The organism is Demequina litorisediminis (assembly GCF_030161615.1).
In the GTDB taxonomy this organism is placed as follows: Bacteria; Actinomycetota; Actinomycetes; order Actinomycetales; family Demequinaceae; genus Demequina; species Demequina litorisediminis.
In genome coordinates this window covers 2,813,651-2,838,407 of record NZ_BSUN01000001.1, presented here as the reverse complement: position 1 = coordinate 2,838,407, position 24,757 = coordinate 2,813,651, and the positions used below count along the sequence as shown (strand labels likewise).

Genomic DNA, 24,757 nt, shown 5'->3' with positions numbered 1-24,757 from the left:
GGTCTACATGTTTCTCCTGTTGATCCTCGGAGGCATGGTCGCCGTCCTGGTCATCAACGGGCTTCGCTCGCAGGCGGTCGTGACCAGCACCGTGAAGAACACCGGCGAGATGCAGAACGCCGCGTCTGGCATCGCCTACGACGTGCGCTACGCCAAGGACGTCAAGGTGTCGACCGACGGCACGCTGCTGCGCACCAAAACCTGGGTGGGGGACCCCGACGCGGGGGCATACACCTGCCGCGCCTGGATTTACGACGCAGCCAAAGGCGAACTGAGGCGGACCACGGATACTGCGAAGGTCGTGGCGGCCACGGCGTCGAGTTCCTCGTCGTGGACCATCGCGGTGAGTGACGTCGTGGTGCCCACCGGGACAAAGGCATTTGTACGCGACGAATCAGCGGGCACCGTCAAGGTGTTCATCGATGGCGATCCCGATGTCTGGGGTCATGGCACGCGCATCGACACCACGGTGTTGCAGCGGCCGCAGGCAGATGAGGCAGGGGTGACATGTTGGTAGTGCGCATTCTTCGTAACCGCATCGAGGGCCGTAGCGAGGAGGGCCAGGCCCTGGTGCTGGTGCTTGGCATGGTCATCGTGATGGCCGGGGTCCTCATGGTGGTGGCCAGCACTACGGTATTCGGCTCGTACTTCACCACGCAGAGTCGTGCCTCGGTCGAGTCGCAGTCCGCTGCCGACGCCGGGGTGGACGTGGCATACGCGACCATGGATTCCGATCCCGCGGCCTGTGTGGCGCTTGACGGCCATTTTCAGTCGAGCGCGGTGCCCGCCTACGACGCCCAGGTGTTCTACGACCAGGACGGCACCGGATCGTGGACAGAGGGTTGCCCGGACCTCGAGGACAAGGACAACTGGCCCGACTTCGTCAAGGTCGTCTCGACCGGCACCGCGCAGAGCAACGGCGTGGGCGGCTACGAGGCCGGTGACCAGGCTGAAGTCACGGCCCTGTGGACCAAGCCGGAGGACCCGCCCACGTTCAACCACGCCGTGCGCGCGGATACCTTCGTGGGCACCAACGCCATCCAGTCGATCGCCTCCGAGGAGGACGACGCGACCATTTTCACCAAGGGCAACCTCGCGTGTGACGCCGGCACCAAGGTGCCTGGCAGCATCTACGTCAAGGGCGACGTCCACTTCAAGAACAGCAACTGCGGCACCGACGGCGACATGTACGTGGGCGGCAATCTTTACTTCCCCGCGGCCACGAGCGGCACGACCGTCGGCGGCAACCTGACCGTCGCGGGCAACATCGCGTCCGGGAACTACCCCCGTGCCCTGTCGAACTTCACGACCGCCAAGTGGTACACGGCCGTCTATCCGAAGGTGGGCGGCACCACTCGTGCGCGCGGCTACCTCGACGGCTACTGCGCCTACCCGGCTAAGGTCTTCCTTCCCTCGTCGGTGTTCGCGCCGTACGCGGAGAAGGACGAGTGCATGACCTCCTCGAACTACAGCACTCCTCAGCGCACCTTCATGTTGGACATGAGTGTGCCCAAGCCCGATGAGTATGACGTGTTTGAAGAGGACTTTGAGGTCTTCCGGCCAGACGACCCCATCTTCGACAACTACACGAAGAAGGCCTGGAACGATCCCTCGTATCCCACGAACCTGATCGCGGGCACGGAGTGCCGGACCAGCCACATCACGGGCACGATGGAGATCACCGAGAACACGTTGATCGACACCACCGCGGCGTGTTCGACCGGCATCCACATGGGCTACGGCGGCAACCTCACCATCAAGGCTCTACGCGGACCTCGTCATCTTCGGCTCGTCCATCAAGAAGGACCTGGCGCTCAGCATTATCTCCGGTGACGGAGAGAAGCACTCCGTGTACCTCGCCACCCCCACGCCGGATGGCTTCACGGAGTGCCCCACGCCCGACCCGACCAAGACCACGTGGGATACGAGTATCCCCGTGGGAATTCAGTTCGTGTCCGGCAACATGTACATGGACGCCAGTACGGCGTTGTTGTCCTACACGACAAAGACGTTCCTGTATTCGAACGGTGGCAACGGCTACGCGGGACAGATTTACTCGTGCCAGTCCAACTGGCAGCCGTCCTTCGGATTCACGTACCGCAAGGTGGGATCGGAGAACATCGACCCCAGGCTTCGCGGACTTCACCATGTCCTACGTCCGTGAAGGTTGAGTCGCGTTCGTGGCCTTTTTGATCGTGTTCGCGGTCCTCGTGGGCTGTGCACTCGGAAGCCTTCGCCAACGTGGTGATCTCGAGGGTGCCTGCCGGCGAGTCCGTGGCGCACCCGCCGAGCGCCTGTCCGCGCTGCGGGCACGCGATCCGGTTCCGGCACAACGTGCCGGTGCTCGGATGGCTGGTCCTGGGGGGACGCTGCTACGACTGCCACGAGCCCATCAGCGTCCGGTATCCGCTGATCGAAGCCCTGACAGGCGCGGTGTTCGGCGCTCTCGCGGCGTGGCTCGGCGTCACCTGGGATCTGGGTCTCGCCCTGATCGTGGCGTTCTTCACGATCGTGCTGAGTGCCATCGATCTCGAAGTGCGACGCCTGCCCGATGCGGTCGTGGTGCCGTTCTCGGCCATGGTCGCCGTGTACCTGGTGGTCTGGACGGGTGTCGATGGGGACTGGAGCCGTCTGCTTCATGCGTTGCTCGGCGCGGCCATCCTTGGCGCCTTCTACTTCGGCGCATGGTTCATCTATCCCCGCGGGATGGGGTTCGGCGATGTGAAGCTCGCGCCTGTGCTCGGCGCGGTGCTGGCCTGGTACGGGTGGGCGGAACTCATCGTGGGTGGCTTCGCGGCCTTTGTCTGGGGCGCGCTCGTGGGCGTCACGGTGATGGCCATCACCCGCAAGGGGCGCAAGCCTAGCGATCCCTTTCGGGCCGTGGATGTTCGCAGGGGTCTGGACCGGGCTACTGTGCGGAACCGCGATCTCCGAGAGTTATTTGCGCTTGGCGGGGCTGTGAAGACGAGTTATAGAGAGCGGTCGTGCATGCCGATAGGCGTGAAGACAGCAGTTCAGAGGGGACATTAGGTGGCAACACGACAAGTCGCGATCGACATCGGCGAGACAGCGGTGCGCGTCGCAGAGGTAGAACTCAAGGGCGGTTCCGACCCCCGCGACGGCGCGAGCATTACGGCCTTCGCAGAGCGAGCCGTTCCCGCCGGAGTGATCCGCAACGGCGAGATCGAGGAACCGGGTGCCTTCGCCGAGGTGGTCAAGCAGACGGTGGCTGCTGCCAAGGTCAGCGCCAAGTCGGCGGCCGTCAACATCGGCCATCCGACCGTGGTGCTTCGCGAGGTAGACGTCCCCGCGCAGCCCATGGACCAGATCAGGAAGTCGCTGGCGTTCCACGTCCGCGACTCTCTGCCCATGGCCGTGGACGACGCACTGCTCGACTTCTATCCCACCGCTGAGTTCGCGGGGGAGCAGGGGCAGATGCTACGCGGCATGCTCGTTGCCGCGCCTCGTGAACTCGTGCGAGGCGTGATTTCTTCACTCCAGGGCTCGGGTGTTCACCTCTCGCGGGTGGACCACACCGGCTTCGCCCTGTGGCGCGGCGTCTGCAAGGGCGAGCTCACGCAGTCAACGGTCGCCATCGTCAACGTCGGCGCGGCCATCACCACTGTGGTGGTGTCCCAGCGCGGCGCACCGCGCCTGGTACGTGTGCTCGGCCAGGGTGGCAATGATGTCTCCAAGGCAGTGCGTTCCGCCTACAAGGGCTCGACAGTCGACGCCGAGCAGCCTGAAGTACCAGTACGGCATGAACCCCTCTGCGCCCGCGGAACAGCGTCAGACCGTCGACGCCGTGAGCCACGCGATGGGCCCGCTCATCGAGTCGATTCGCAACACGCTGGTGTACTTCGCGAGCTCCAACCCCGGCGGCGCCGTGGAGCGGCTCGTCCTCACCGGTGGCAGCGCGTACCTCCAGGGGTTCGGCCAGGCACTGTCCAGCGCCACCCGTCTCCCGGTCATGATCGGCGACCCGCTCGCCGGCGTGGGCATCAGCAAGAAGGTGGACCTGACCCCGGCGCGCGGACGCGAAGCCGCGCTCGCCACCGTCGTGGGTCTTGCGATGGGAGCCGCGTGATGAACCCCGTAGACAAGAAGATCGGCGCTCCCGCTCTCCCCGCGGTCAACCTGATTCCACAGGAGATCGCGGAAGCCACCAAGATGCGCGCCGTCAAGATGACTGCGCTGTTCGCCGTGCTCATCGCGGTGGGCGTGATGGTGGGCGCCTACGTTCTCGCGCTCGGCGCCAAGCAGGCTCGCGAAGAACGGGCTCGACGACGCGATCACCGACCAGACCACCGCGATCGAAAACCGTGATGAGCAGAAGTCGGTCTACGAGGACCTTTCGACCTATGAGTCGCAGGCGTGGACCCTCGGCCAGATCGGCTATGGCGACATCGCTGTTCAGGATTTGGTGGCGTCGGTGCTCAGCGCGGCTGAGTCAGGCACTACGTTCCAGAAGGTGGTCTATTACGGACCCACCGCGACCGGTAGCGGGCTGCGGAACACGTCAGAGACTGCGATCCCGGGCATGGGCACCATCGACTTCTCGGGTTGGACGGAGTCGTACGAGACCACGACGGCGCTGGCAGCCGCGGTCGAGGCGCTTCCCGGACTCGAGCAGGTACTCGTCACCTCGGAGACCTACGTCGACGCCTCCGGCGCGGTGGTCTGGGAGTTCAACGGCACCGCCACGGTGACCATGTCCGCCCTCACGGGCCGCTTCATCGACGACGGCTCCACCGTCGAGATCGACCCCGAGGCGCTCGATGCCGAGGAGACGGCCCCGGCCCCGCTGCCGTCACTCTCTCCCAGCCCCGCAGCCACCGAGGAGGACTGACGATGTTGAACTCCAAGTACGCGCCCATCGTGGCGCTGACGGCCCTCGGCATCATCGTGGTGCTGGTGCTCGGATGGTTTCTCGCCGTGAAGCCGCAGGTCGACGAGACCGCGGCGTTCAGCGCGGACGAAGACCTGGTGCGCACCAACATCACGACGATCGAGGCCGATTCCGCGGCGATCTCTGCCATGGGTGACGAGCCTCGCCACGTATGAGCCGCTGCAGCCGCTGATCGACCTCAACGCACCGCAGCGACTCGACCTCGAGACCTTCCGCACTCGCATGTGGGAGGCCTTCGAATCGTCCGGCGTGGAGGTGGGGGAAACCGCGCAGGACTTTGGCGACATGATCGATGGCTGGGAAATTCCGGCCGCGCTATTGCCTTCCACACAACTCGCTCAGCGGTTCCAAACGGGGCCCGCGGCGACGACCAACGTGGTGGCCCCGGCCTTCACACCCGTGGTCAAGACGGTGAAGGGCTCCGTGGTGCTCGCGCAGAACCTCGCACTGCAGCCCTTCGAATTCACCGTGTATGGAACCGCGGACGAGAGCCTACGACTTCCTTCAAACTCTCCAGGACCCCGAGCAGCCATTCCTGCAGATCTACGAGGTCACCATGACCTCGTTGGTCGAAGGATCCACGGTGCCCGCAGGTGTTTCGGAACCCGGCGATGGTGGCGTCCAGACGTACATCAAGGCCGCGCTGTACCTCGCGGACGCGGACCTGACGTCGCTGGACGAGGGTCCGGTGGTGACCGCCGAGTCCATTCCCGACGACGCTTTCACGACACCGACCGAGTCCTCGCCCGCCCAGTCCGGAGCGAACTAGTCCTTCGCCCAAGGCCGGGTCCCGACACGCGTCGGGACCCGGCCTTTCGTCTGCCACAATGTGACCCATGCTCAGATGGCTCACCGCAGGCGAATCCCACGGTCCCGCCCTCGTCGGCACCCTTGACGGCCTCCCCGCAGGCGTCCAGGTGACCTCCTCCGAGATCCAGGCGGCGCTCGCTCGCCGCCGGCTCGGCTATGGTCGCGGCGCGCGCATGAACTTTGAGCAGGACCAGGTCACAGTCCTCGGTGGCGTGCGCCATGGCGTCAGCCAGGGCGGCCCCGTGGCCATCCAGGTGGGCAACACGGAGTGGCCCAAGTGGGAAACCGTGATGAGCGCGGACCCCGTGGACGCTGCCGAGGCTCACCGGCGCACGCGCGGCGGCGCTCACCCGCCCGCGCCCCGGTCACGCCGACCTGGTCGGCATGACCAAGTACGGCTTTGACGACGCTCGCCCGGTCCTTGAGAGGGCATCGGCCCGCGAGACCGCCGCACGCGTGGCGCTCGGCGCCGTCGCCGAGGCCTTCCTCGAGCAGGCCGCAGGCGTGCGCCTGGTGTCGCACACCACTCAGGTGGGTCCGGTGCGCATCCCCGACGACGCGCCGCTGCCCCCGGCCGATGCGACCGAGGATCTCGACGCCGACCCGATCCGTTGCTTCCACGCCGAGACGTCCGCGGACATGATCGCCGAGATCGACGAATGCCAGAAGGACGGCGACACCCTCGGTGGCGTCGTCGAGGTCGTTGCCTACGGCCTGCCCGTGGGACTTGGCAGCCACGTTCACGGTGACCGTCGCCTCGACGCACGCCTCGCGGGCGCGCTGATGGGGATCCAGGCCATCAAGGGCGTCGAGGTGGGCGACGGCTTCCGCACCGCAGGCCGCCGTGGCTCGCAGGCGCACGACGAGATCGAGTACCAGGACGGTGCCGTGACGCGCCGGACCAACCGTGCAGGCGGGCTTGAGGGCGGCATGACCAACGGCGAGCCGTTGCGTGTGTCCGCGGCCATGAAGCCCATCAGCACCGTGCCTCGCGCCCTCGACACCATCGACACCGCGACGGGAGAGGCCGCGAAGGCCATCCACCAGCGTTCCGACGTGTGCGCCGTGGCCCCTGCGGCCGTGGTGGCGCAGGCCATGGTGGCGCTGACGCTCGCCGACGCGCTCCTCGAGAAGTTCGGCGGCGACTCTGTTGCCGAGGTCAAGCGCAACATTGCGTCCTACGAGGCGGCCATCCCGGACCACCTGCGTTGATGGCGGTGCCTCGCTACATCCTGATGGGACCGCCCGGCTCGGGCAAGTCCTCCGTAGGACGCGCCCTGGCGGCCTCGACGGGCCTTGACTGGCGCGACACGGACGAGGACGTCTCGGCAGGTGCGGGCAAGTCGATCGCGGACATCTTCCTCGCCGATGGCGAGGACGCTTTCCGTGATCTGGAGGAGGCCGCCGTGGCCGATGCCGTGGCTACCCACGCCGGCGTGCTGTCGCTCGGCGGGGGAGCGATCCTGCGCCCCGCGACCCAGGCGCTGCTGGAGCAGGCAGCGGGAGCCGGAGCGGCCATCGTCTTCCTGGACGTGTCTCTGAAGGCTGCCTCGCCGCGAGTGGGGCTCAACAAGTCGCGTCCGCTGCTGTTGGGCAACCCGCGTCAGCAATGGCTGACGCTCATGGAGGCGCGCCGTCCCGTGTACGAGCGACTGGCGACCCAGACCGTCGTGACCGATGACCTCACCCCCACTCAGGTGGCCGCGGTGATCGAGCAGGGAGCGCAGGCATGAGCCGCACCATCACCGTCGACACCACGCAGCCCTACGACGTGACGATCGGCACCGGGCTGATCGAGCCGGCCGTGGCGTCCATCCCCGAGGCCGCCGTGCGCGTCCTCGTGGTGCACGCGGCGCCGCTGGCCGCCATGGCCGAGATTCTGCGGGCGCGCATCGAGGCCTCGGGCCGCACCGCAATCCTGGCGGAGGTCCCGGACGCTGAGAGCGGCAAGTCCGCCGAAGTCGCCTCATTCCTGTGGCAGGTCCTCGGCAAGTCCGATTTCACGCGCACCGACGTGATCATCGGCCTCGGTGGTGGCGCCGTGACCGATCTCGCAGGCTTCGTCGCCTCCACCTGGCTGCGTGGCGTCGGCGTCATCCAGATGCCTACCACCGTGCTCGCCATGGTCGACGCGGCCATCGGCGGCAAGACAGGCATCAACACCGCCGAGGGCAAGAACCTCGTCGGCACGTTCCACGAGCCCCTTGCCGTCTGGTGCGACCTCGACACCCTCGCCAACCTGCCCGTCCACGATCGCGTGGCAGGACTGGCCGAGGTGGTCAAGGGCGGCTTCATCGCCGACACCGTGATCTTGGACCTTGTGGAGCAGCATGCGGCCGCGCTCAGCGCGCCGGAGCTCGACCCGGCCACGCTCGACGTTCTCGAGGAACTCATCGCCCGCAAGGTGCAGGTCAAGGCCACGGTGGTGGCGGCCGACCTCAAGGAGTCGTTCCAGCGCGAGATCCTCAACTACGGTCACACGTTCGGTCACGCCATCGAGTACACCGAGCGATACCAGTGGCGTCACGGCTCCGCCGTCGCCGTCGGCATGGTCTTCGCCGCGGAGTTGGCGCATCTCGCGGGGCGCCTCGACGAGGCTTCGGTGGAGCGCCACCGCAGCATTCTCGAGTCACTGGGACTTCCCACCACGTACCCGGGGGACCGCTGGGACGCGTTGTCCACGGCGATGCGCCGGGACAAGAAGACGCGAGGCGACCTGCTGCGATTCGTGGTGCTCCAGGGCATCGGCAACCCGGTGCGCCTCGAGGGCCCCGACCCTGCCTTGCTCCTCGGAGCGTACGATGCGGTCTCGTCGGCTCCGGTCTCCGGCGGCACCATCTCGCTAGGCTGACCCGCATGACCACCGTGCTCGTCGCCAACGGCCCCAACCTCGGCCGTCTCGGCTCCCGCGAACCCGAGAAATACGGGACCACCACCTTCGACGAAATCGCCGCCCTGTGCATGCAGTGGGGGAGCGAGCACGGTCTCGAGGCCGTGGTGCGCCAGACCGATGACGAGGCCGAGCCTGGTGCACTGGATGCATCGGGCCGTCGACGACGGGTGGCACGTGGTGCTGAACCCGGCCGCCTTCACCCACTACAGCCTACGCGCTGCGCGACGCCTGCGCGCTGGTCACCGGCGCGGGACTGACGCTGATGGAGATCCACCTCACCAACCCGCACGCCCGCGAGGAGTTCCGCCACACGTCGGTCATCAGCGGCGTCGCGACGGGTGTGATCGCCGGCCTCGGCGTCGACTCGTACCGCCTTGCCCTCGACGCGATCGGTTCACGCGCCTAGAACCGCATGCGGCGGGTAGACTTTCCGACGGCTCTTTTTCAGAACTTCCGAAGGACTACACCGTGGCGACCTCGAACGACATCAAGAACGGCTCCGTGCTCAACCTCGACGGGAACCTCTGGTCCGTCATCGAGTTCCAGCACGTGAAGCCCGGCAAGGGCGGCGCCTTCGTCCGCACCAAGGCTCAAGAACGTCCTCTCGGGCAAGGTCGTCGACAAGACCTTCAACGCAGGCACCAAGGTCGACTTCGAGACCGTGGACCGCCGCACCATGCAGTACCTCTACAACGACGGCGCGTCCTACGTGTTCATGGACCCCGACACGTTCGACCAGGTCAACGTGTCGCCCGAGGTCATGGGCAGTGCGACCGACTTCCTGCTGGAGAACGAGAACGCGACCATCGGCTCGCACAACGGCAACCCCATCTTCCTCGAGCCTGCCCGCCTCCGTGGTGCTCGAAGTGACCTACACCGAGCCCGGCCTGCAGGGCGACCGCTCGTCCGGTGGCACCAAGCCCGCCACCCTCGAGACCGGCAAGGAGATCCAGGTGCCGCTGTTCCTCGAGGCCGGCACCAAGGTCAAGGTCAACACCGAGTCGGGCGACTACCTCGGCCGTGTGAACGACTAGTGGGAGCCCGCACCAAGGCACGCAAGCGCGCGCTCGACGTCCTCTTCGAAGCCGAGCAGCGCGGCGTGAACGTGGGCGACGTCCTCGACGAGCGCCTCGCGCACCCCGGTCACCAGCACCCCCTGCCCGCGTACTCGCAGGAGATTGTGCGCGGCATCGTGTCTCGCTGGCGTGAGGCTCAACGCGATCATCGAGGATGCCTCCACGTCGTGGACGCTGGAGCGGATGCCCGCCGTCGACCGCAACCTTCTGCGCATCGGCGCCTGGGAGATTCTCTGCAACGACGAGGTCGCGACCGCCGTGGCCATCGACGAGGCGGTCGACCTCGCCGCAGACCTCTCCACCGACGACTCCGCGAACTTCGTCAACGGAGTGCTCGGCCGCATCGCACGCGACGCGCCAGCGCTACCCAGCGAGGACTAGAACCGGGCACCTTCCGGGGCACAAAGGGGACGAAGCACCGCTTCGTCCCCTTTGTGCTGTCGCCACCCTCACACGCCGTCGCGGAATCGTTGGTTCCGGGGCTCGTGCTCCGCTAATGTGTGGCCAGCACGTCCGACGAAGCGACGTGGTGACGCACTTTTGAGGGGAAGAGGCGCACGCATGAGCCTTCTCAGGTCGGTCGCGGCAATTTCGGTAGCCACCTTGATCGGAACAACGTTGGTCGCGCTGCCCGCGCAGGCGGCAGGGCCGGATGCTCCGCTCGGTGGCGAGGCCAGCGCCAACGCCGATGGCACGGTGCATTTCTCGTGGAACGCGGCACCTGGCGCGAGCGGTTACCGCTTGCAGTGGTCCGAGAACCCCGAGTTCGCGACCGGCACCGTCAAGACGGTGGACACGTACGCACTCGACTACATCACCACCTCACTGCCGGTGGTCGGCGACGAGACTGATCTCTACTGGCGTGTGGCGTCGACCACGGGATCGGGTAGCGCTCTCACCGTGAGCGAGCCCACCGAAGCCTCGCTGCTGGTGGTGGGGCACGATGTGACGCCGCAGCCCATCGGGCCCGGTGCTGAAGATGTTCGGGGGATCGTGGAGTACCCAGACGCGACGGTCTTCTCGTGGGAGCCCGTGCCCGGTGCTATCCGCTATCAGGCTCGAGTACACGTCGGGGACCCTCGGTAGCGGAGTGTCTGGCACGACCGTGAAGGTCAATGGCACCCAGTACGCACCTGCAGTGCCGCTCGCGCGCGTGGACAACGCGGGAGGCGTGTTGACGTGGAAGTGGCGTGTGCGCGCAGAAATGTACAACGGCACGTCCACCACGAGCCCTGAGGTGACCGGAGCGTGGTCGCCGGAGCGGGAGTTCCAGATCACGTGGGCGGAGGCTCCCTCGAACCTCGTGCCCGTGAACGAGACGACGACCATTCACTCTGAGTTGCTGTTCAGCCTGGGACCCGGTGCCTGGCGCCGCGAAGTACCGTCTCGAGTTCGGTTCGGATCCCTCGGGTAACGGCATCCTCAACCCCGTCACGCGGGTGGTCAACGGAACGGTCTATGTGCCGACGTCGGAGACGGCCAACCACACGCGCTATTGGCGAGTGGTGCCGCTCGACCACGCAGGAAACCCCGGCACGCCGTCACCCGTGCACCAGTACCGCAAGAAGTGGGGCACTCAGACTGAGCCGTCGGCGGCTGTCGATCCCGGTAACGTCGCACCAGTGCCGACGGCAGGAGGTCCGACCCTGGACACCGCCGAGGACATGTCGCTCGGCGACTTCGAGCTCTCGTGGGAACCGGTGCCTCGGGCCTCGTACTACGAGGTGAATCTGACAGACACCGGTGGCACCACCATCCTCACGTGCCGGACCGCGTCGACGTCCGCCACGATCATCGCGGACTACGCCTCCGGGCCCAATAATGTGGGCGCCTTGGTCGGTGCCGACGACTGTCTGTGGAACACGACCGCCGCGAAGCGGGTACGCGTGGGGTTGGACTACGAATGGTCTGTCCGTGCGGCCGATGTGGCAGGGTCCAGCACGGTTTCGCTGGCGAGCGAGTCGGACCCCGCGGATCCGCTCAAGTCCAACTGGTCCGAGATCCGCTACGTGAGCGTGGTGGCGCCGAACGACGCTGCGCCTGCATCGGTCGCGGTCGACCTCGATCTTGATGCCCTTGCAGCCGACAACCCGGAGAGCACCAAGGGCCAGCCAGCCCCGGTCCTGTCGTGGGCCGCATCTGGCATGCAGACCGCCGGAGGCGAGGGTGAGGTCGTATGGAGCCATGCGCCCTCATACGAAGTCATCGTGTACTCCGACGCGTCGCGCACGGCTGAGGTCGCGCGTTACCTGACCCCAAGCACGCGCATTCGCCTCACGGGTGTCTTCGCCGACAACACCACCACCGGTGAGTACGTCGCGGTGGTGCAGCCGGTGATCACCTCGTCCTGGAGCCTCTCGCAGCCTCGGACGATCATCGGCGGTCAGTCCAACCAGAGCGTCGAGCAGTTCGAGTGGTCGAAGAGCAGCCACGCGCTCACGGGCCTGACAACCACGACCCGGGCCGACGGCACGGTCATGCTCAGTTGGAACCCCCAGAGCGTGACCGGTCTCCTCGACGGCGGTAGCCGCGGGTACCAGATCGAGATCTACAAGGGTGGCACCAAGATTGGCATCTCGAAGAAGATCGAGGCACCGTTCTTCGTCGCTCAGGAGCCGGTGACGTCCAACGACACGGCGTTCCCATCAACGGCGACGGACAAGCCACTGACGCCGGACACGAACTACTCTTTTGCGGTTGCTCCGCTTGACGCGAACGGCAAGCCCGGAAAGGTGTCGACGTCGAGTTCTTTTAGCGTCGGCATCGCCGCGCCTGTACCTACCGGTGCAGAGGTCGCGGGAGGCTCGGTGACGCTGGCCTGGGACAGCGTGCCCGGTGCCGTTTCCTATAGTGTCCAGTACCGCCCGGTCGGTGCTGCATGGGTCCCTGTGTCCAACATTGGCAGCACCTCAATCTCGGTGACGGGTCTCGCTGCCGGACCTTACGACTGGCAGGTCAGAGCATCTGACTCGGAGGGCCACAACAGTGCGTGGAGTTCGCTCCAACGCGTCGACGTGGGAGCTTCGTCCAACGCGATCACGCTGACCGATCCCATGGTCATGCCCCTCAACGACCGCGTGTTGCGGTGGGATGCGGATGTCCCCGGTGCGAGTAGGTACCAGGTGCAGATCGCCACGAATGCGGCGCTGACCACGGGGCTGAAGCAGTACGAAACGATCGCCTCGGAGTTCGCCCTTCCCGATGCGCTCAACGCGACGCAGCAGTACTACTGGCGTGTGCGTGCGCTCGCCGAGCCCGTCGGTTCGGGCAACGCGCTCAAGGTCTTGGCGACCTCGGAAAGCAGCACCTTCAGCGTGCGCTCCACGCCGGGCAAGGCTCGGCACCGTCAGGCTCGCTGTGGCCGGCAAGGCGATTACGGCGTCGTGGACGGCTCTGACAGGCTCTGCGGCGGGCACGGATCAGCCCGTCTCTTACTTGGTGCAGTACCGCGAGAAAGCCACTGACGACGACTGGTCGACGGCTTCGGTGGGGGAGACCGCTCCGAACGGCACGAGCTTCACCACGAATGCCCTGGTCAAGGGTGTCACGTACCAGTTCCGGGTAGCGGGTCAGAACTCCGAGGGCGTGGGGCCGTGGTCCGACGTCAAGGAACTTGAGACCGCGACGGCACCGACCTCCGCGCCGACGCTGACCGCCACGCCCAAGGTGGGTGAGCTCTCGCTCAGAATCGGCTCGGTCAGCGCCACCGGTGGCTCGCCGATCACCGGCTACCAGGTCAAGTACCGACAGGTCGGCGCGAGCGCGTGGTCCACCAAGAACATCGAACGCGTGACAACGTATGTCCTCACGGGACTCAAGCAGGCCGTCAACTACGACGTGTCGGTGGCTGCGGTCAATGCGGTGGGTGCAGGACCGGCGACGACGGTTCGTGCAGGTACCCAGGGCCTACCCTCGGCGCCCACGAGCGTGAAGGTTGCCCGCGGTGATCGTCAGGCGACCGTGGCCTGGGGCGCACCCACCAAGCCCAACGGCACCGTGACGTCGTACTTGGTCCAGAAGCGCCTGGGCACCACGGGCACGTGGGCCACTGCCGGCACCACCACGGGCAGCACCAAGAAGTTCGTCGCCAAGGGCCTTACCAATGGCTCCACCTACCAGTTCCGGGTGGTCGCCAAGACGAGTGTGGGCACGGGCGCCTACTCGGCAGCGGTCAAGGTCGTCCCAGCGGGCAAGCCGATTGCGCCGAGTTCGGTCAAGGCCGTGTCCGACAGCAAGGGCCTGCTCACGGTGACGTGGCCTAAGGCATCGGGCAATGGCCTTCCGGTGACCGGGTACACGGTGAAGTACTCGACCAACGGCTCGACCTACTACACGCTGAAGAAGGTGGGCGCGTCGACGCTCAAGGTCACCACGACCAAGGGCAGCCACGGCAAGCGTGTGTACTTCAAGGTCTATACCCACAACGCGCTGGGCACCTCCACCGAGAGGACCACGAGCGTCATCCGGAAGTAGTTCCGCCTAACGGTCCAGATGTGGCTGCGCGCCCTCACGGGTGCGCAGCCACATCGCGTTGATGTCAGACCCTTCTCGTCTGATGTCCCGATGACCGATTTGCCCGCTTCTGCTTCCGCGACAGGCGCCTCCGCCCTGCGCGAGGAGCGGCGGGCTCGCGCGGGACAGCGCGTCCGTGAGGCGTTGGTGCGGCGCGACGGCCTGACGCGCGCCATGGTCGACGGGATGGACGACCAAGCGCTCGAGGACCTTACGTTCGCGATTGGTGCCGTGTGCCAGGAGGCGAACCGGATGCTTGCGGTCGTTGCCGCCGCGGCTGCCTCGCGCTCGCGAGAGAATCCTCGAGGCGTGGGTTTCGCTCGCTTGCGCGGACACCGCAACGCGCCGGACATGCTGGAGAAGCAGGGCGGCGTCTCCGGTCCCGAGGCTCGCCGCTTGATTGAGCCTCGGCGAGACACTGGCCGATGCCGAGAAAGCTCGCGTCGCGGACGCCAGGAAGATGCTGGTGGACAGTGACGACGGCCCCTCGCAAGGCGATGGTGGGCAGGCACGGCCTGTCTTCACCCATGTCGCCGATGCCGTGGGTGGCGGAAACATGGGCGCCGAGGCCGCGACTGCCATCACGCGGATGCTGCGGCGAGTGGCCGAGCGGTGTGACCCAGACCACTTCACGCCGCCGAGAGAGACCTCGTGGCTTCCGCGGGGCACATCCGCGTAGATCGCCTCCGTCAACTCATCAATCGCTATGAAGCGATGCTGGACGCGGCCCATCTAGAGGAACTCGCGGAGGCTCGCAGACAGCGGCGATTTCTGCATGTTGGCGAGAATGCCGACGGCATGATCCGCGTCAACGGGCAACTTGACCCCGAGAACGGCGCTCCTTTGGTCGCCGCGATGGATGCCATGGTGAACCAGCACTTCCGGCTGAAGAAAAAGGCGCAGGACGCACAGCGATCCGGCACCGTGGTCGATACTGACGAGCGCTCGCCCGAACAGGTGCGGGCCGATGCGATGGGTGACTTCGCGCGCCACCTCTTGGGGTGCGACGTCGACGTCTTGCCGCACTCGGGCGCCAAGGTCGTCGTCCGCATGACGTACGAGCAGTTGATGGAGTTCGCGACGGGGGAGGCGTCCATCGACGGACTCTCGGCGACGCCCGATGCCGGGGAGGCTCCGACGTGTGCTGGCGCGGGCCGGCATCATTCCGCAGGTCTTGGGTGGTGCCTCGTGCACGGTTGATTTTGGGCGCGAACGGCGGCACTTCACCCACAGCCAGAAGGCTCGCGGTGCTGGAGCGCGACGGCGGGTGTGCAAAGTGCGGCGCGCCGCCCTCGTGGTGTGACGCGCATCATGTGACGCCCGTGGAGTTCGGGGGAGCGACGGATCTCTCGAATTGCGTGATGCTGTGCGTCCGCTGCCATCACGACGTTCATCGCGCTGGCTGCATCATTGAGGCGAGTGCCACGGAGGTGTGGTTCATCCCGCCTGCACAGGTTGATCCGGATCGCACGCCCCAACCCGGCGGGCGTCGCCTCTTCGACGCGGTGGCGACACCACACCAGCCGCCAGATTCTCGCGACATCATCGCGCGCACCCCACTCGCCGCCACCAGGGTTGGTGACGCGCGAAGGCGTACGCCCCGGCCACGTGGGCCGGTGACCCCGGTCTCGGCGCATGGGGCTGGGCCGCCCTCAGTGCTCGCGGCGTCACCCGACGTAGCGAGACCGTACGCAATGCCACGGTCGCCCAGCGTGAGGACTCCAGCGTTCACTGCCTCAGAGATTGGCGTTGACCGTGAGCCTTCGCGTTGACCGTGACCGAGGGCCTACCGGCGTCGTCGGCGCCGATGGCAGTGCTGGAGGTACTGACCCTGGTGCGGTGGCGCGGCACACAACCGTTGCCCGTTCCGCAGGCGGGAAGGTGCCACCATCGTCCCCGTCCTCGAAGCGGTCCGGGACGGTGCCGCCACCACCGCCACGCGGGATGTGCCGTCCCCGGGGTGTCACGTCGCTTCGCGTGACCGGCCGCCTCCGGATCGTGTCACCAGGGCCACGGCACGTGCCACCGTGACGCTCGCGTCCCCAAACCTGGCTGTGACCAGGCTCGTCCACCGCGCGGCAAGGCGCGACCTACCGAGCCGCGTTGCGCCCATCGTCGCGCCCGTCGTCGTGCCGCCCCGATTTGTCCTGGTCGCCGCAGGGGTATGCGACACGTCAAGTGCTCGTGGCAGCACATGCGGACCAGCCACCGCGTCGGTCCACGCCACCCCGTCGGACCCGGTACGCTGGCACACGAACACCGACATCCTTTAAAGGACCGTCCAGAGAGGCGGGAAAGGGGGTCGCCAGCATGACTGGGACCATTCTCGGTGCGCCCGATATCGGGCGTGCCCTCACACGCATCGCGCACGAGATTCTTGAGCGCAACGAGGGCCACGAGGACATCGTCCTCCTGGGCATTCCCACCAGGGGAGTGCCGCTCGCCCAGCGCCTCGCTGCGAATCTCGCCGAGGTCGAGCCGGGCTTCGACGCCGCGCAGCGCACCGGCGCCCTCGACATCACGATGTACCGCGATGACCTGCGCAGCCAGCCCACCCGCACCATCGGCGCGACGACGCTCCCGAGCGTCGGCATCGACGGCAAAGTCGTCGTCCTGGTCGACGACGTCTTCCACACCGGGCGTACGATCCGCGCCGCCCTCGACGCCATCAAGGACGAGGGCCGCCCCCGCGCCGTCCAGGCTCGCCGTGCTCGTGGACCGCGGACACCGCGAACTACCCATCCGTGCCGACTTCGTGGGGAAGAACATCCCCACCTCTCGCTCCGAGCGGGTCGACGTCCACCTCGCTGAGACCGACGGCGAAGACGCCGTCATCCTCACGGGAGGCCACGCATGAAGCATCTGCTCGGCACCGACGGCCTCAGCCGTGACGACGCCATCCTCATCCTCGACACCGCCGGCCAGATGGCCGCCACCCAGGAGCGGGAAATCCGCAAGGCTCCCCACCCTGCGCGGCCGCACTGTCGTGAACCTCTTCTTCGAGGACTCCACCCGTACCCGCATCGCCTTCGAAGCCGCCGCCAAGCGCCTCAGCGCGGACGTCATCAACTTCTCCGCCAAGGGCTCCAGCCTGTCCAAGGGAGAATCCCTCAAGGACACCGCCCTCACCCTGCAGGCCATGGGCGCCGACGCGGTCGTAGTCCGCCACTGGGCCTCCGGCGCCGCCCAGCGCCTCGCCGAGTCCGGCTGGCTCCACGGCTCCGTCTCCGTCCTGAACGCGGGCGACGGCACGCACCAGCACCCCACCCAGGCGCTGCTAGACGCCTTCACCATGCGCCGCCACCTCATGGGTGCCGCCGTAGGAGACGACGTCACCGGCAAGGGCCTCGACGGCCTGACGGTCGCGCTGGTCGGAGACATCCTCCACTCGCGCGTCGCCGGCTCCAACATCGCCCTGCTTCGCACCCTTGGCGCCAAGGTCGTGGTGGTCGCGCCGCCCACACTGCTGCCGTACGGCCTCGAGGACCGCGGCGAGGTTGCCGTCCACTACACCCTCGACGACGCCCTCGAGGCTCACGATCTTGACGCCATCATGATGCTGCGCGTCCAGCGCGAACGCATGACCGGCGGGGGATCGGGCTTCTTCCCGTCGCCCGAGGAGTACACCCGCCTCTTCGGCCTCGACCGCGCCCGCATGGACCGTCTCCCGGACCACGCGATCATCCTTCACCCCGGCCCCATGAACCGCGGCCTGGAAATCTCCGCGGAGGCTGCCGACTCGCCGCGCTCCGTCATCGTCGAACAGGTCAGCAACGGCGTCGCCGTCCGCATGGCCGCCCTCTACCTGCTGCTTTCCGGAGAGGAGGCCTCCGCGTGAGCGCCCCCATCGTCATCACCAATGTGTCGCTCTACGGCGACACCCCCTCGGACCTTGTCCTCGTCGACGGCACCATCGCCTCCCTGAGTGCGGCCGATGCCCCCGCCGACGCCCGGACGATCGACGGTTCGGGCCTGGTCGCCCTTCCCGGCCTGGTGGATCTCCACACGCACCTGCGTGAGCCCGGCCGCGAGGACGCCGAGACCATCGAAACCGGCTCCCGCTCCGCCGCCCGCGGCGGCTTCACCGCCGTCCACGCCATGGCGAACACCACCCCCACCGCCGACACCGCCGGCGTGGTCGAACTCGTCGCAAGCCGTGGCCGCGAGGTCGGCCTCGTCGACGTGTACCCCGTCGGCGCGGTCACGGTCGGCCTGGGCGGAACCCAACTGTCCGAGATGGGCGCCATGGCCAATAGCCGTGCCCAAGTGCGCGTGTTCAGCGACGACGGCAAGTGCGTCCACGACCCGTTGCTCATGCGCCGAGCCCTTGAGTATGTGAAGACCTTCGACGGCGTCGTCGCCCAGCACGCGCAGGAGCCCCGCCTCACCGAGGGCTCGCAGATGCACGAGGGACTCGTCTCCGCCGAGCCTCGGCCTGGCCGGCTGGCCCGCCGTCGCCGAAGAGTCGATCATCGCCCGTGACGTCTTGCTTGCGGAGCACGTCGGCTCCCGCGTCCACATCTGCCACCTCTCGACGGCCGGGTCCGTGGAGATCGTCCGCTGGGCCAAGTCCCGCGGCATCCAGGTCACCGCCGAGGCCATGCCGCACCACCTCCTGCTGACCGACGAGTCTGCTCGCGGATACGACCCCCGCTTCAAGGTCAACCCGCCGCTGCGCACCCAGAAAGACGTGGACGCCCTGCGCGCTGGCCTCGAGGACGGCACGATCGACATCGTCGCCACCGACCACGCCCCTCACCCGGACGAGGACAAGGACTGCGAGTGGGGCGCCGCCGCCTTCGGCATGATCGGCCTCGAGACCGCACTCGGCATCGTCCAGAAGACGATGGTCGACACCGGTCGCCTCACCTGGCGCGACGTGGCCCGCATCCTCAGCGAGGCGCCTGCGAGCATCGGCCGCGACGAGGCCCATGGCCGTCCGCTTGCCGTCGGCGAGCCCGCCAACATCACCCTTGTCGACCCGGCGGCCGCCTGGACCGTCGAGCCCCACGCGACCGACTCGCGCAGCAACAACTCTCCGTTCGGCGGCATCGAGCCTGCCCGGACGCACCGTCGCGACGTTCCTGCGTGGCACCCCCACCTACGTCGACGACCGATTCACCGCACTGACCGAAGGAGCCCCCGCGTGACCGACACGACCGCGCTGCTCGTCCTCGAGGACGGCCGCAGGCTTGAGGGCAAGGCCTACGGTGCCACCGGCCAGACCCTTGGCGAGATCGTCTTCAACACCGGCATGACCGGCTACCAGGAGACGCTCACCGACCCGAGCCTATCACCGCCAGATCGTCGTCATGACCGCGCCGCACATCGGCAACACCGGCGTGAACGACGAGGACGACGAGAGCCGCAGGATCTGGGTTGCGGGCTATGTGGTGCGCGACCCCGCACGCCGCCCCTCGAACTGGCGCTCGCAGCGGGGCCTCGAGGACGACCTCCGCGACCAGGGCATCGTCGGCATCTCGGGCCTCGACACCCGCCACTCACGCGGATTCTGCGCGAGGGCGTCATGCGCGCCGGCATCTTCTCCGGCGACGCGCTCGCTCCCGTCGCCGAACTCGTCGAGCGGGTCAAGGGCGCCGAGGCGATGGCCGGAGCCCACCTCGCCGACGACGCCTCGACCGACGAGCCGTACGTGGTCGAGCCCCCGCAGGCGTTGACACCATCGCCAACGTGGTCGCCGTCGACCTCGGCATCAAGGCCATGACGCCGCAGATGATGGCCGAGCGCGGCATCCGGGTCACCGTGGTGCCGTCGACCTACACCGCACAGCAGATCCTCGCCTCACAGCCCGACGGAGTCTTCTACTCCAACGGCCCAGGCGACCCCGCCGCCGCAGAGCGCTCCGTCGCGACGCTGCGCGAGATCCTCGACCAGAAGGTGCCCTTCTTCGGCATCTGCTTCGGCAACCAGTTGCTGGGCCGTGCCCTCGGCTACGGCACCTACAAGCTCCAGTTCGGTCACCGCGGCATCAACCAGCCCGTCATGGACCGCACCACCGGCAAGGTGGAAGTCACCGCCCACAACCACGGCTTCGCTGTCGACGCCCCGCTGGACGGTGAGAGCGACTCGCCCGCCGGCTACGGCCGCGTCAAGGTCAGCCACGTGTGTCTCAACGACGACGTGGTCGAGGGACTCGAGTGCATCGACCTGCCAGCCTTTTCGGTCCAGTACCACCCCGAGGCCGCCGCGGGTCCCCACGACGCCGCCTATCTCTTTGACCGTTTCGTCTCCGTCATGAAGGGGGAGCGCGCCTGATGCCTAAGCGCGACGACATCACCAGTCCTCGTCATCGGCTCCGGCCCGATCGTCATCGGTCAGGCCTGCGAGTTTGACTACTCCGGCACCCAGGCGTGCCGCGTCCTCAAGTCCGAGGGCGTGCGGGTCATCCTGCTGAACTCCAACCCGGCGACGATCATGACCGACCCCGAGTTCGCGGACGCCACCTACGTGGAGCCCATCACCACCGAGGTCATCGAAGCCATCATCGCGAAGGAGCGCCCCGACGCGCTGCTGCCGACGCTGGGCGGACAGACCGCCCTCAACGCCGCCATTGCGGCCGCGGAGGCAGGCATCCTCGACAAGTACGACGTCGAACTCATCGGCGCCAACCTCGAGGCGATCAACCTCGGCGAGAACCGCGAGGCTCTTCAAGGGCGTGGTCGAGCGCTGCGGTGCAGACTCCGCCAAGTCGGCCATCTGCCACACCATGGAGGAGTGCCTCGCCGCCGCCGAGGAACTGAACTACCCCGTGGTGGTCCGCCCGTCCTTCACCATGGGTGGCCTCGGCTCGGGCTTCGCGTGGAACGAAGAGGACCTGCGTCGCATCGCCGGCGCGGGCCTCCACTACTCGCCGACCACCGAGGTGCTCCTCGAGGAGTCCATCCTCGGCTGGAAGGAGTACGAACTCGAGCTCATGCGCGACCGCAACGACAACGTTGTGGTGGTGTGCTCCATCGAGAACGTGGACCCCGTGGGCGTGCACACCGGTGACTCGGTGACCGTGGCTCCCGCCATGACGCTGACGGACCGCGAGTACCAGCGCATGCGTGACGTCGGTATCGCGATCATCCGTGAGGTGGGCGTGGACACCGGTGGCTGCAACGTGCAGTTCGCCGTCGAGCCCGACACCGGCCGTCTGATCGTCATCGAGATGAACCCCCGTGTGTCCCGCTCGTCGGCGCTGGCCTCGAAGGCCACGGGCTTCCCGATCGCCAAGATCGCCGCCCGTCTCGCGCTGGGCTACACGCTCGACGAGATCCCCAACGACATCACTGGCTCGACCCCGGCGTCGTTCGAGCCCACCCTCGACTACGTGGTCGTCAAGGTGCCCCGCTTCGCGTTCGAGAAGTTCCCGGCCGCCGACCCGGTGCTCACCACCACCATGAAGTCCGTCGGCGAGGCCATGGCGATCGGCCGCAACTTCACCGAGGCACTCGGCAAGGCCCTGCGGTCCATCGACAAGCGTGCCGCCAACTTCCACTGGGAAGGCGAGGCTCCCGATGCCTCGACCGTCGCTGAGCCTGCTCGAGGCCATCACCCTTGGCACCGACCAGCGCTTCATCCAGGTCCAGCAGTTGCTGCGGGCCGTGCTCGCCGGCACCTGCACCGTCGAGCAGATCTTCGACGCCTCGAAGATCGACCCCTGGTTCTTGGACCAGATGCTCCTCATGAACGAGGTCGCCCTGGCGACCCAGGGCGCCGCGGCCCTCACCGCGGACGTGCTGCGTGAGGCCAAGCGTCACGGCCTCGCCGACACGCAGATTGCGCAGGCTCCGCGGAATCTCCGTGGAGGACGTCTTCGCCGCCAGGCGCGAGCCTGGGCGTCCAGCCGGTCTTCAAGACGGTCGACACCTGCGCCGCGGAGTTCGCAGCGACCACGCCGTATCACTACAGGCTCCTACGATGCCGAGACCGAGGTGGCGCCGCGCGAGCGCGAGGCCATCATCATCCTCGGTTCGGGCCCCAACCGCATCGGCCAGGGCATCGAGTTCGACTACTCCTGCGTGCACGCGGCGCTGTCCCTCAAGGACCGCTACGAGACCGTGATGGTGAACTGCAACCCCGAGACCGTCTCGACCGACTACGACACGGCCAACCGCCTGTACTTCGAACCCCTGACGTTCGAGGACGTCATGGCCGTGTACGAGGCAGAGAAGGCCGCCGGGCCGGTCAAGGGCATGTTCGTTCAGGCTCGGTGGGCAGACGCCCCTGTCGCTGGCACAGCGACTGGCCGATGCCGGTGTCCCGATCCTCGGCACGTCGCCCGAGGCGATCGACAACGCCGAGGACCGAGCCGCCTTTGGCCGCGTGCTCGAGTCAGCGGGAGTTCCCGCGCCCGACTACGGCACCGCACACGGCATCGACGAGGCCGTGGAGATCGCTGGCCGCATCGGCTACCCGGTGCTCGTGCGTCCCTCGTACGTGCTCGGTGGCCGCGGCATGGAGATCGTCTACTCCCGCGAGCAGCCTGCTCGACTACGGCACCCGCATGGACTCCGTGGGCGACCACGCGACCGATGCGCCCCTGTTGATCGACCGCTTCCTCGATGACGCCATCGAAATCGACGTGGACGCCCTCTACGACGGCGAGGAACTGTTCCTCGGCGGCGTCATGGAGCACATCGAAGAGGCGGGCATCCACTCGGGCGACTCCGCCTGCGTGTTGCCCCCGGTGACGCTGTCGAGCGCGGAGCCTCGCGCGCATTCGCACCTCCACCGAGGCTCTTGCCAAGGGCATCGGCGTGCGTGGCCTGATGAACGTCCAGTACGCGCTGGTGAGCGACGTCCTGTACGTCCTGGAGGCCAACCCGCGCGCCTCGCGCACGGTGCCGTTCGTGGCCAAGGCCACCGGCGTGCCCTTGGCCAAGGCGGCCTCGCTGCTCATGGCAGGCACGTCGATCGCTCGGCTCAAGGCCGATGGCGTGCTCCCCGAGAACGACGCCGTCACCATCGACATGAGCCAGCGCATCGCGGTCAAGGAGGCGGTGTTGCCCTTCAAGCGCTTCCGCACCCACGAGGGTTCCGTGGTCGATTCCGTGCTCGGCCCCGAGATGCGCTCGACGGGCGAGGTCATGGGCTTCGACGCCACGTTCCCGCTGGCCTTCGCCAAGTCGCAGGCCGCGGCCTTCGGCGGGCTCCCCACCTCGGGCAAGGCGTTCGTCTCGGTCGCTGACCGCGACAAGCGCGCGATCTCGTTCCCGGTGGCGCGTTTGCACCAGATGGGCTTCGAGATTCTCGCCACCGCAGGCACAGCGCAGGTGCTGGGCCGCTATGGGATTCCCACCACGATCGTGCGCAAGCACTCGGAGGGCCAGGGTCCGAACGGAGAGCCCACCATCGTGGACCTGATCTCTGCAGGCGACGTGCCGCTGGTGGTCAACACGCCCGAGGGTCAGGGCGCGCGCGCGGATGGGTACGAGATCCGCGCGGCCGCCACGGCGCACGACGCGGCCATCGTCACCACCACCCAGCAGGCGGCTGCTGCGGTCCAGGCGATCGAGGCTCGACGTCAGGGTCCGTTCGAGGTGTTGAGCCTCCAGGATGCGGCGCTGTAGGGGGACCTCGGTCCCCGTGCACGATGCGTCATCGCAGGTAGCATGGCAGTAGCGACAGGCGAGACCCTCGCCGGCAAGGAGAATCGGATGTCATTCGGCGCGCGCCTCGCGGCGGCCATGGAGCGGCACGGACCGTTGTGTGTGGGCGTTGACCCGCACGTGTCCCTGCTGACCCAATGGGGCCTGCCGGACACGCCCGATGGGCTCGCAGCCTTCTCGGATACGGTCGTCACGGGCGCCGCCGGGTCGGCCGCCGCGATCAAGCCGAACGCGGCGTTCTACGAGCGTCACGGTTCGCGCGGTATCGCGGTCCTTGAGCGGTTGCTCGCGGATGCCCGCGACGCCGATCTCCTCACGGTGATGGACGCCAAGCGTGGCGACATCGGCTCCACCATGGCGGGCTATGCGGACGCGTTCCTGCGTCCGGGATCGCCGTTGGAGGCCGATTCGCTCACCGTGTCGCCGTACCTCGGCTTCGGTTCGCTGAAGCCGGCCCTCGACCTCGCGGCTGAGACGGGCAAGGGCATCTTCGTGCTCGCGCTGACGTCGAACCCCGAGGGACACGACGTTCAGCACGCACGCACCGCCTCGGGGGAGGCGGTTGCCGCGGCCGTGGTGCGCCAGGCATCGGCCCTCAATGAGGGAGCGACGCCCATGGGAAATGTAGGCCTGGTGGTAGGGGCGACAGTGGGCTCGGCGGTGTCGGATCTCGGCATCGGCCTCGACGGTCTGAATGGACCGATCCTTGCGCCAGGAGTTGGCGCCCAGGGAGCCGGACCCGACGAGTTGGCCCAGGTATTCGGGAACTCCCGGAGCCGGGTGCTCGTCAATCAGTCGAGAGGTGTTCTCGCTGAGGGACCCTCCCTGGAAAGGCTGCGTGCCGCGGTTCATGAGGCTTCGGACGCAGCGCAGGCGGCCCTGGAGGGGTAATCCTCTGGGACCCGTTTCGTGGAAGGAATGAAAGTGGCAACACCTGAACTGA

At 67.4% G+C, this 24,757-nt stretch carries 17 protein-coding genes and 11 pseudogenes; all 28 read left to right on the top strand.

Annotation, left to right across the window (positions count from 1 at the left end):
- Positions 1 to 7 precede the first annotated feature (7 nt).
- The 28 genes and pseudogenes from QQK48_RS17280 to pyrF all read left to right on the top strand — a co-directional run bounded on the left by QQK48_RS17280 (position 8) and on the right by pyrF (position 24,705).
- A complete protein-coding gene (locus tag QQK48_RS17280; RefSeq protein WP_284327066.1) occupies positions 8 to 517 on the top strand; it encodes a hypothetical protein in 510 nt (169 codons plus the stop codon).
- Positions 517 to 1,833, top strand: coding sequence for a TadE/TadG family type IV pilus assembly protein (locus QQK48_RS17275; protein WP_284329236.1), 1,317 nt, complete (start codon positions 517 to 519; stop codon positions 1,831 to 1,833). Before QQK48_RS17280 ends, QQK48_RS17275 begins: the two co-directional genes overlap by 1 nt.
- A gap of 16 nt (positions 1,834 to 1,849) precedes the next feature.
- Positions 1,850 to 2,164, top strand: coding sequence for a hypothetical protein (locus tag QQK48_RS17270; protein ID WP_284329235.1), 315 nt, complete (start codon positions 1,850 to 1,852; stop codon positions 2,162 to 2,164).
- A gap of 77 nt (positions 2,165 to 2,241) precedes the next feature.
- Positions 2,242 to 3,030, top strand: a complete 789-nt coding sequence (locus QQK48_RS17265) for a prepilin peptidase (protein ID WP_284329234.1) — start codon at positions 2,242 to 2,244, stop codon at positions 3,028 to 3,030.
- Positions 3,031 to 3,729 (top strand): annotated as a pseudogene (pilM, locus tag QQK48_RS22370) (pilus assembly protein PilM); the annotation flags it as partial.
- Complete coding sequence (gene pilM / locus QQK48_RS22365; protein WP_431308443.1) at positions 3,683 to 4,087, top strand: pilus assembly protein PilM; 405 nt, start codon at positions 3,683 to 3,685, stop codon at positions 4,085 to 4,087. The pseudogene pilM (QQK48_RS22370) and the gene pilM (QQK48_RS22365), both read left to right, overlap by 47 nt.
- Positions 4,088 to 4,423: 336 nt before the next feature.
- Positions 4,424 to 4,849: a hypothetical protein gene (locus tag QQK48_RS17255; protein ID WP_284327061.1), complete on the top strand. Its 426-nt coding sequence runs from the start codon at positions 4,424 to 4,426 to the stop codon at positions 4,847 to 4,849.
- A 2-nt stretch (positions 4,850 to 4,851) separates the two neighbouring features.
- Positions 4,852 to 5,064: a hypothetical protein gene (locus QQK48_RS17250; RefSeq protein ID WP_284327060.1), complete on the top strand. Its 213-nt coding sequence runs from the start codon at positions 4,852 to 4,854 to the stop codon at positions 5,062 to 5,064.
- Between the two features lie 401 nt (positions 5,065 to 5,465).
- Positions 5,466 to 5,678 carry a hypothetical protein gene (locus QQK48_RS17245; protein WP_284327059.1) on the top strand — a complete coding sequence of 71 codons (213 nt, stop codon included), beginning with the start codon at positions 5,466 to 5,468 and terminating at the stop codon, positions 5,676 to 5,678.
- 67 nt (positions 5,679 to 5,745) lie between these two features.
- A pseudogene (aroC, locus tag QQK48_RS17240) lies at positions 5,746 to 6,931 on the top strand (chorismate synthase).
- Complete coding sequence (locus QQK48_RS17235; protein WP_284329258.1) at positions 6,931 to 7,452, top strand: shikimate kinase; 522 nt, start codon at positions 6,931 to 6,933, stop codon at positions 7,450 to 7,452. The pseudogene aroC and the gene QQK48_RS17235 overlap by 1 nt, the downstream one beginning before the upstream one ends.
- Entirely contained in the window at positions 7,449 to 8,570 is a 1,122-nt protein-coding gene (gene aroB / locus QQK48_RS17230) for a 3-dehydroquinate synthase (RefSeq protein ID WP_284327058.1), read from the top strand. Before QQK48_RS17235 ends, aroB begins: the two co-directional genes overlap by 4 nt.
- A 5-nt stretch (positions 8,571 to 8,575) precedes the next feature.
- Positions 8,576 to 9,018, top strand: a pseudogene (locus QQK48_RS17225) (type II 3-dehydroquinate dehydratase).
- A 62-nt stretch (positions 9,019 to 9,080) separates the two neighbouring features.
- Positions 9,081 to 9,646, top strand: a pseudogene (efp, locus tag QQK48_RS17220) (elongation factor P).
- Positions 9,646 to 10,069: pseudogene (gene nusB, locus QQK48_RS17215) on the top strand (transcription antitermination factor NusB). Before efp ends, nusB begins: the two co-directional pseudogenes overlap by 1 nt.
- 180 nt (positions 10,070 to 10,249) lie before the next feature.
- On the top strand, positions 10,250 to 10,774 hold the full coding sequence (locus tag QQK48_RS17210; RefSeq protein ID WP_284329232.1) for a hypothetical protein: 525 nt from the start codon (positions 10,250 to 10,252) through the stop codon (positions 10,772 to 10,774).
- 4 nt (positions 10,775 to 10,778) lie between these two features.
- Entirely contained in the window at positions 10,779 to 11,102 is a 324-nt protein-coding gene (locus QQK48_RS17205) for a hypothetical protein (RefSeq protein WP_284329231.1), read from the top strand.
- Positions 11,050 to 13,152 carry a hypothetical protein gene (locus QQK48_RS17200; RefSeq protein WP_284329230.1) on the top strand — a complete coding sequence of 701 codons (2,103 nt, stop codon included), beginning with the start codon at positions 11,050 to 11,052 and terminating at the stop codon, positions 13,150 to 13,152. Before QQK48_RS17205 ends, QQK48_RS17200 begins: the two co-directional genes overlap by 53 nt.
- Complete coding sequence (locus tag QQK48_RS17195; protein ID WP_284329229.1) at positions 13,046 to 14,161, top strand: fibronectin type III domain-containing protein; 1,116 nt, start codon at positions 13,046 to 13,048, stop codon at positions 14,159 to 14,161. Before QQK48_RS17200 ends, QQK48_RS17195 begins: the two co-directional genes overlap by 107 nt.
- 90 nt (positions 14,162 to 14,251) lie before the next feature.
- Entirely contained in the window at positions 14,252 to 14,677 is a 426-nt protein-coding gene (locus QQK48_RS17190; RefSeq protein WP_284329228.1) for a hypothetical protein, read from the top strand.
- Positions 14,678 to 14,842: 165 nt separating this feature from the next.
- Positions 14,843 to 15,400: pseudogene (locus tag QQK48_RS17185) on the top strand (DUF222 domain-containing protein); the annotation flags it as partial.
- Complete coding sequence (locus tag QQK48_RS22360) at positions 15,340 to 15,972, top strand: HNH endonuclease (RefSeq protein WP_431308384.1); 633 nt, start codon at positions 15,340 to 15,342, stop codon at positions 15,970 to 15,972. The pseudogene QQK48_RS17185 and the gene QQK48_RS22360, both read left to right, overlap by 61 nt.
- Before the next feature lie 538 nt (positions 15,973 to 16,510).
- Positions 16,511 to 17,057: pseudogene (pyrR, locus tag QQK48_RS17180) on the top strand (bifunctional pyr operon transcriptional regulator/uracil phosphoribosyltransferase PyrR).
- A pseudogene (locus QQK48_RS17175) lies at positions 17,054 to 18,038 on the top strand (aspartate carbamoyltransferase catalytic subunit). Before pyrR ends, QQK48_RS17175 begins: the two co-directional pseudogenes overlap by 4 nt.
- A pseudogene (locus tag QQK48_RS17170) lies at positions 18,035 to 19,350 on the top strand (dihydroorotase). The pseudogenes QQK48_RS17175 and QQK48_RS17170 overlap by 4 nt, the downstream one beginning before the upstream one ends.
- Positions 19,347 to 20,476 (top strand): annotated as a pseudogene (carA, locus tag QQK48_RS17165) (glutamine-hydrolyzing carbamoyl-phosphate synthase small subunit). The pseudogenes QQK48_RS17170 and carA overlap by 4 nt, the downstream one beginning before the upstream one ends.
- A pseudogene (gene carB / locus QQK48_RS17160) lies at positions 20,476 to 23,775 on the top strand (carbamoyl-phosphate synthase large subunit). The pseudogenes carA and carB overlap by 1 nt, the downstream one beginning before the upstream one ends.
- Positions 23,776 to 23,862: 87 nt before the next feature.
- Positions 23,863 to 24,705 carry an orotidine-5'-phosphate decarboxylase gene (gene pyrF / locus QQK48_RS17155; RefSeq protein WP_284329227.1) on the top strand — a complete coding sequence of 281 codons (843 nt, stop codon included), beginning with the start codon at positions 23,863 to 23,865 and terminating at the stop codon, positions 24,703 to 24,705.
- Positions 24,706 to 24,757 lie beyond the last annotated feature (52 nt).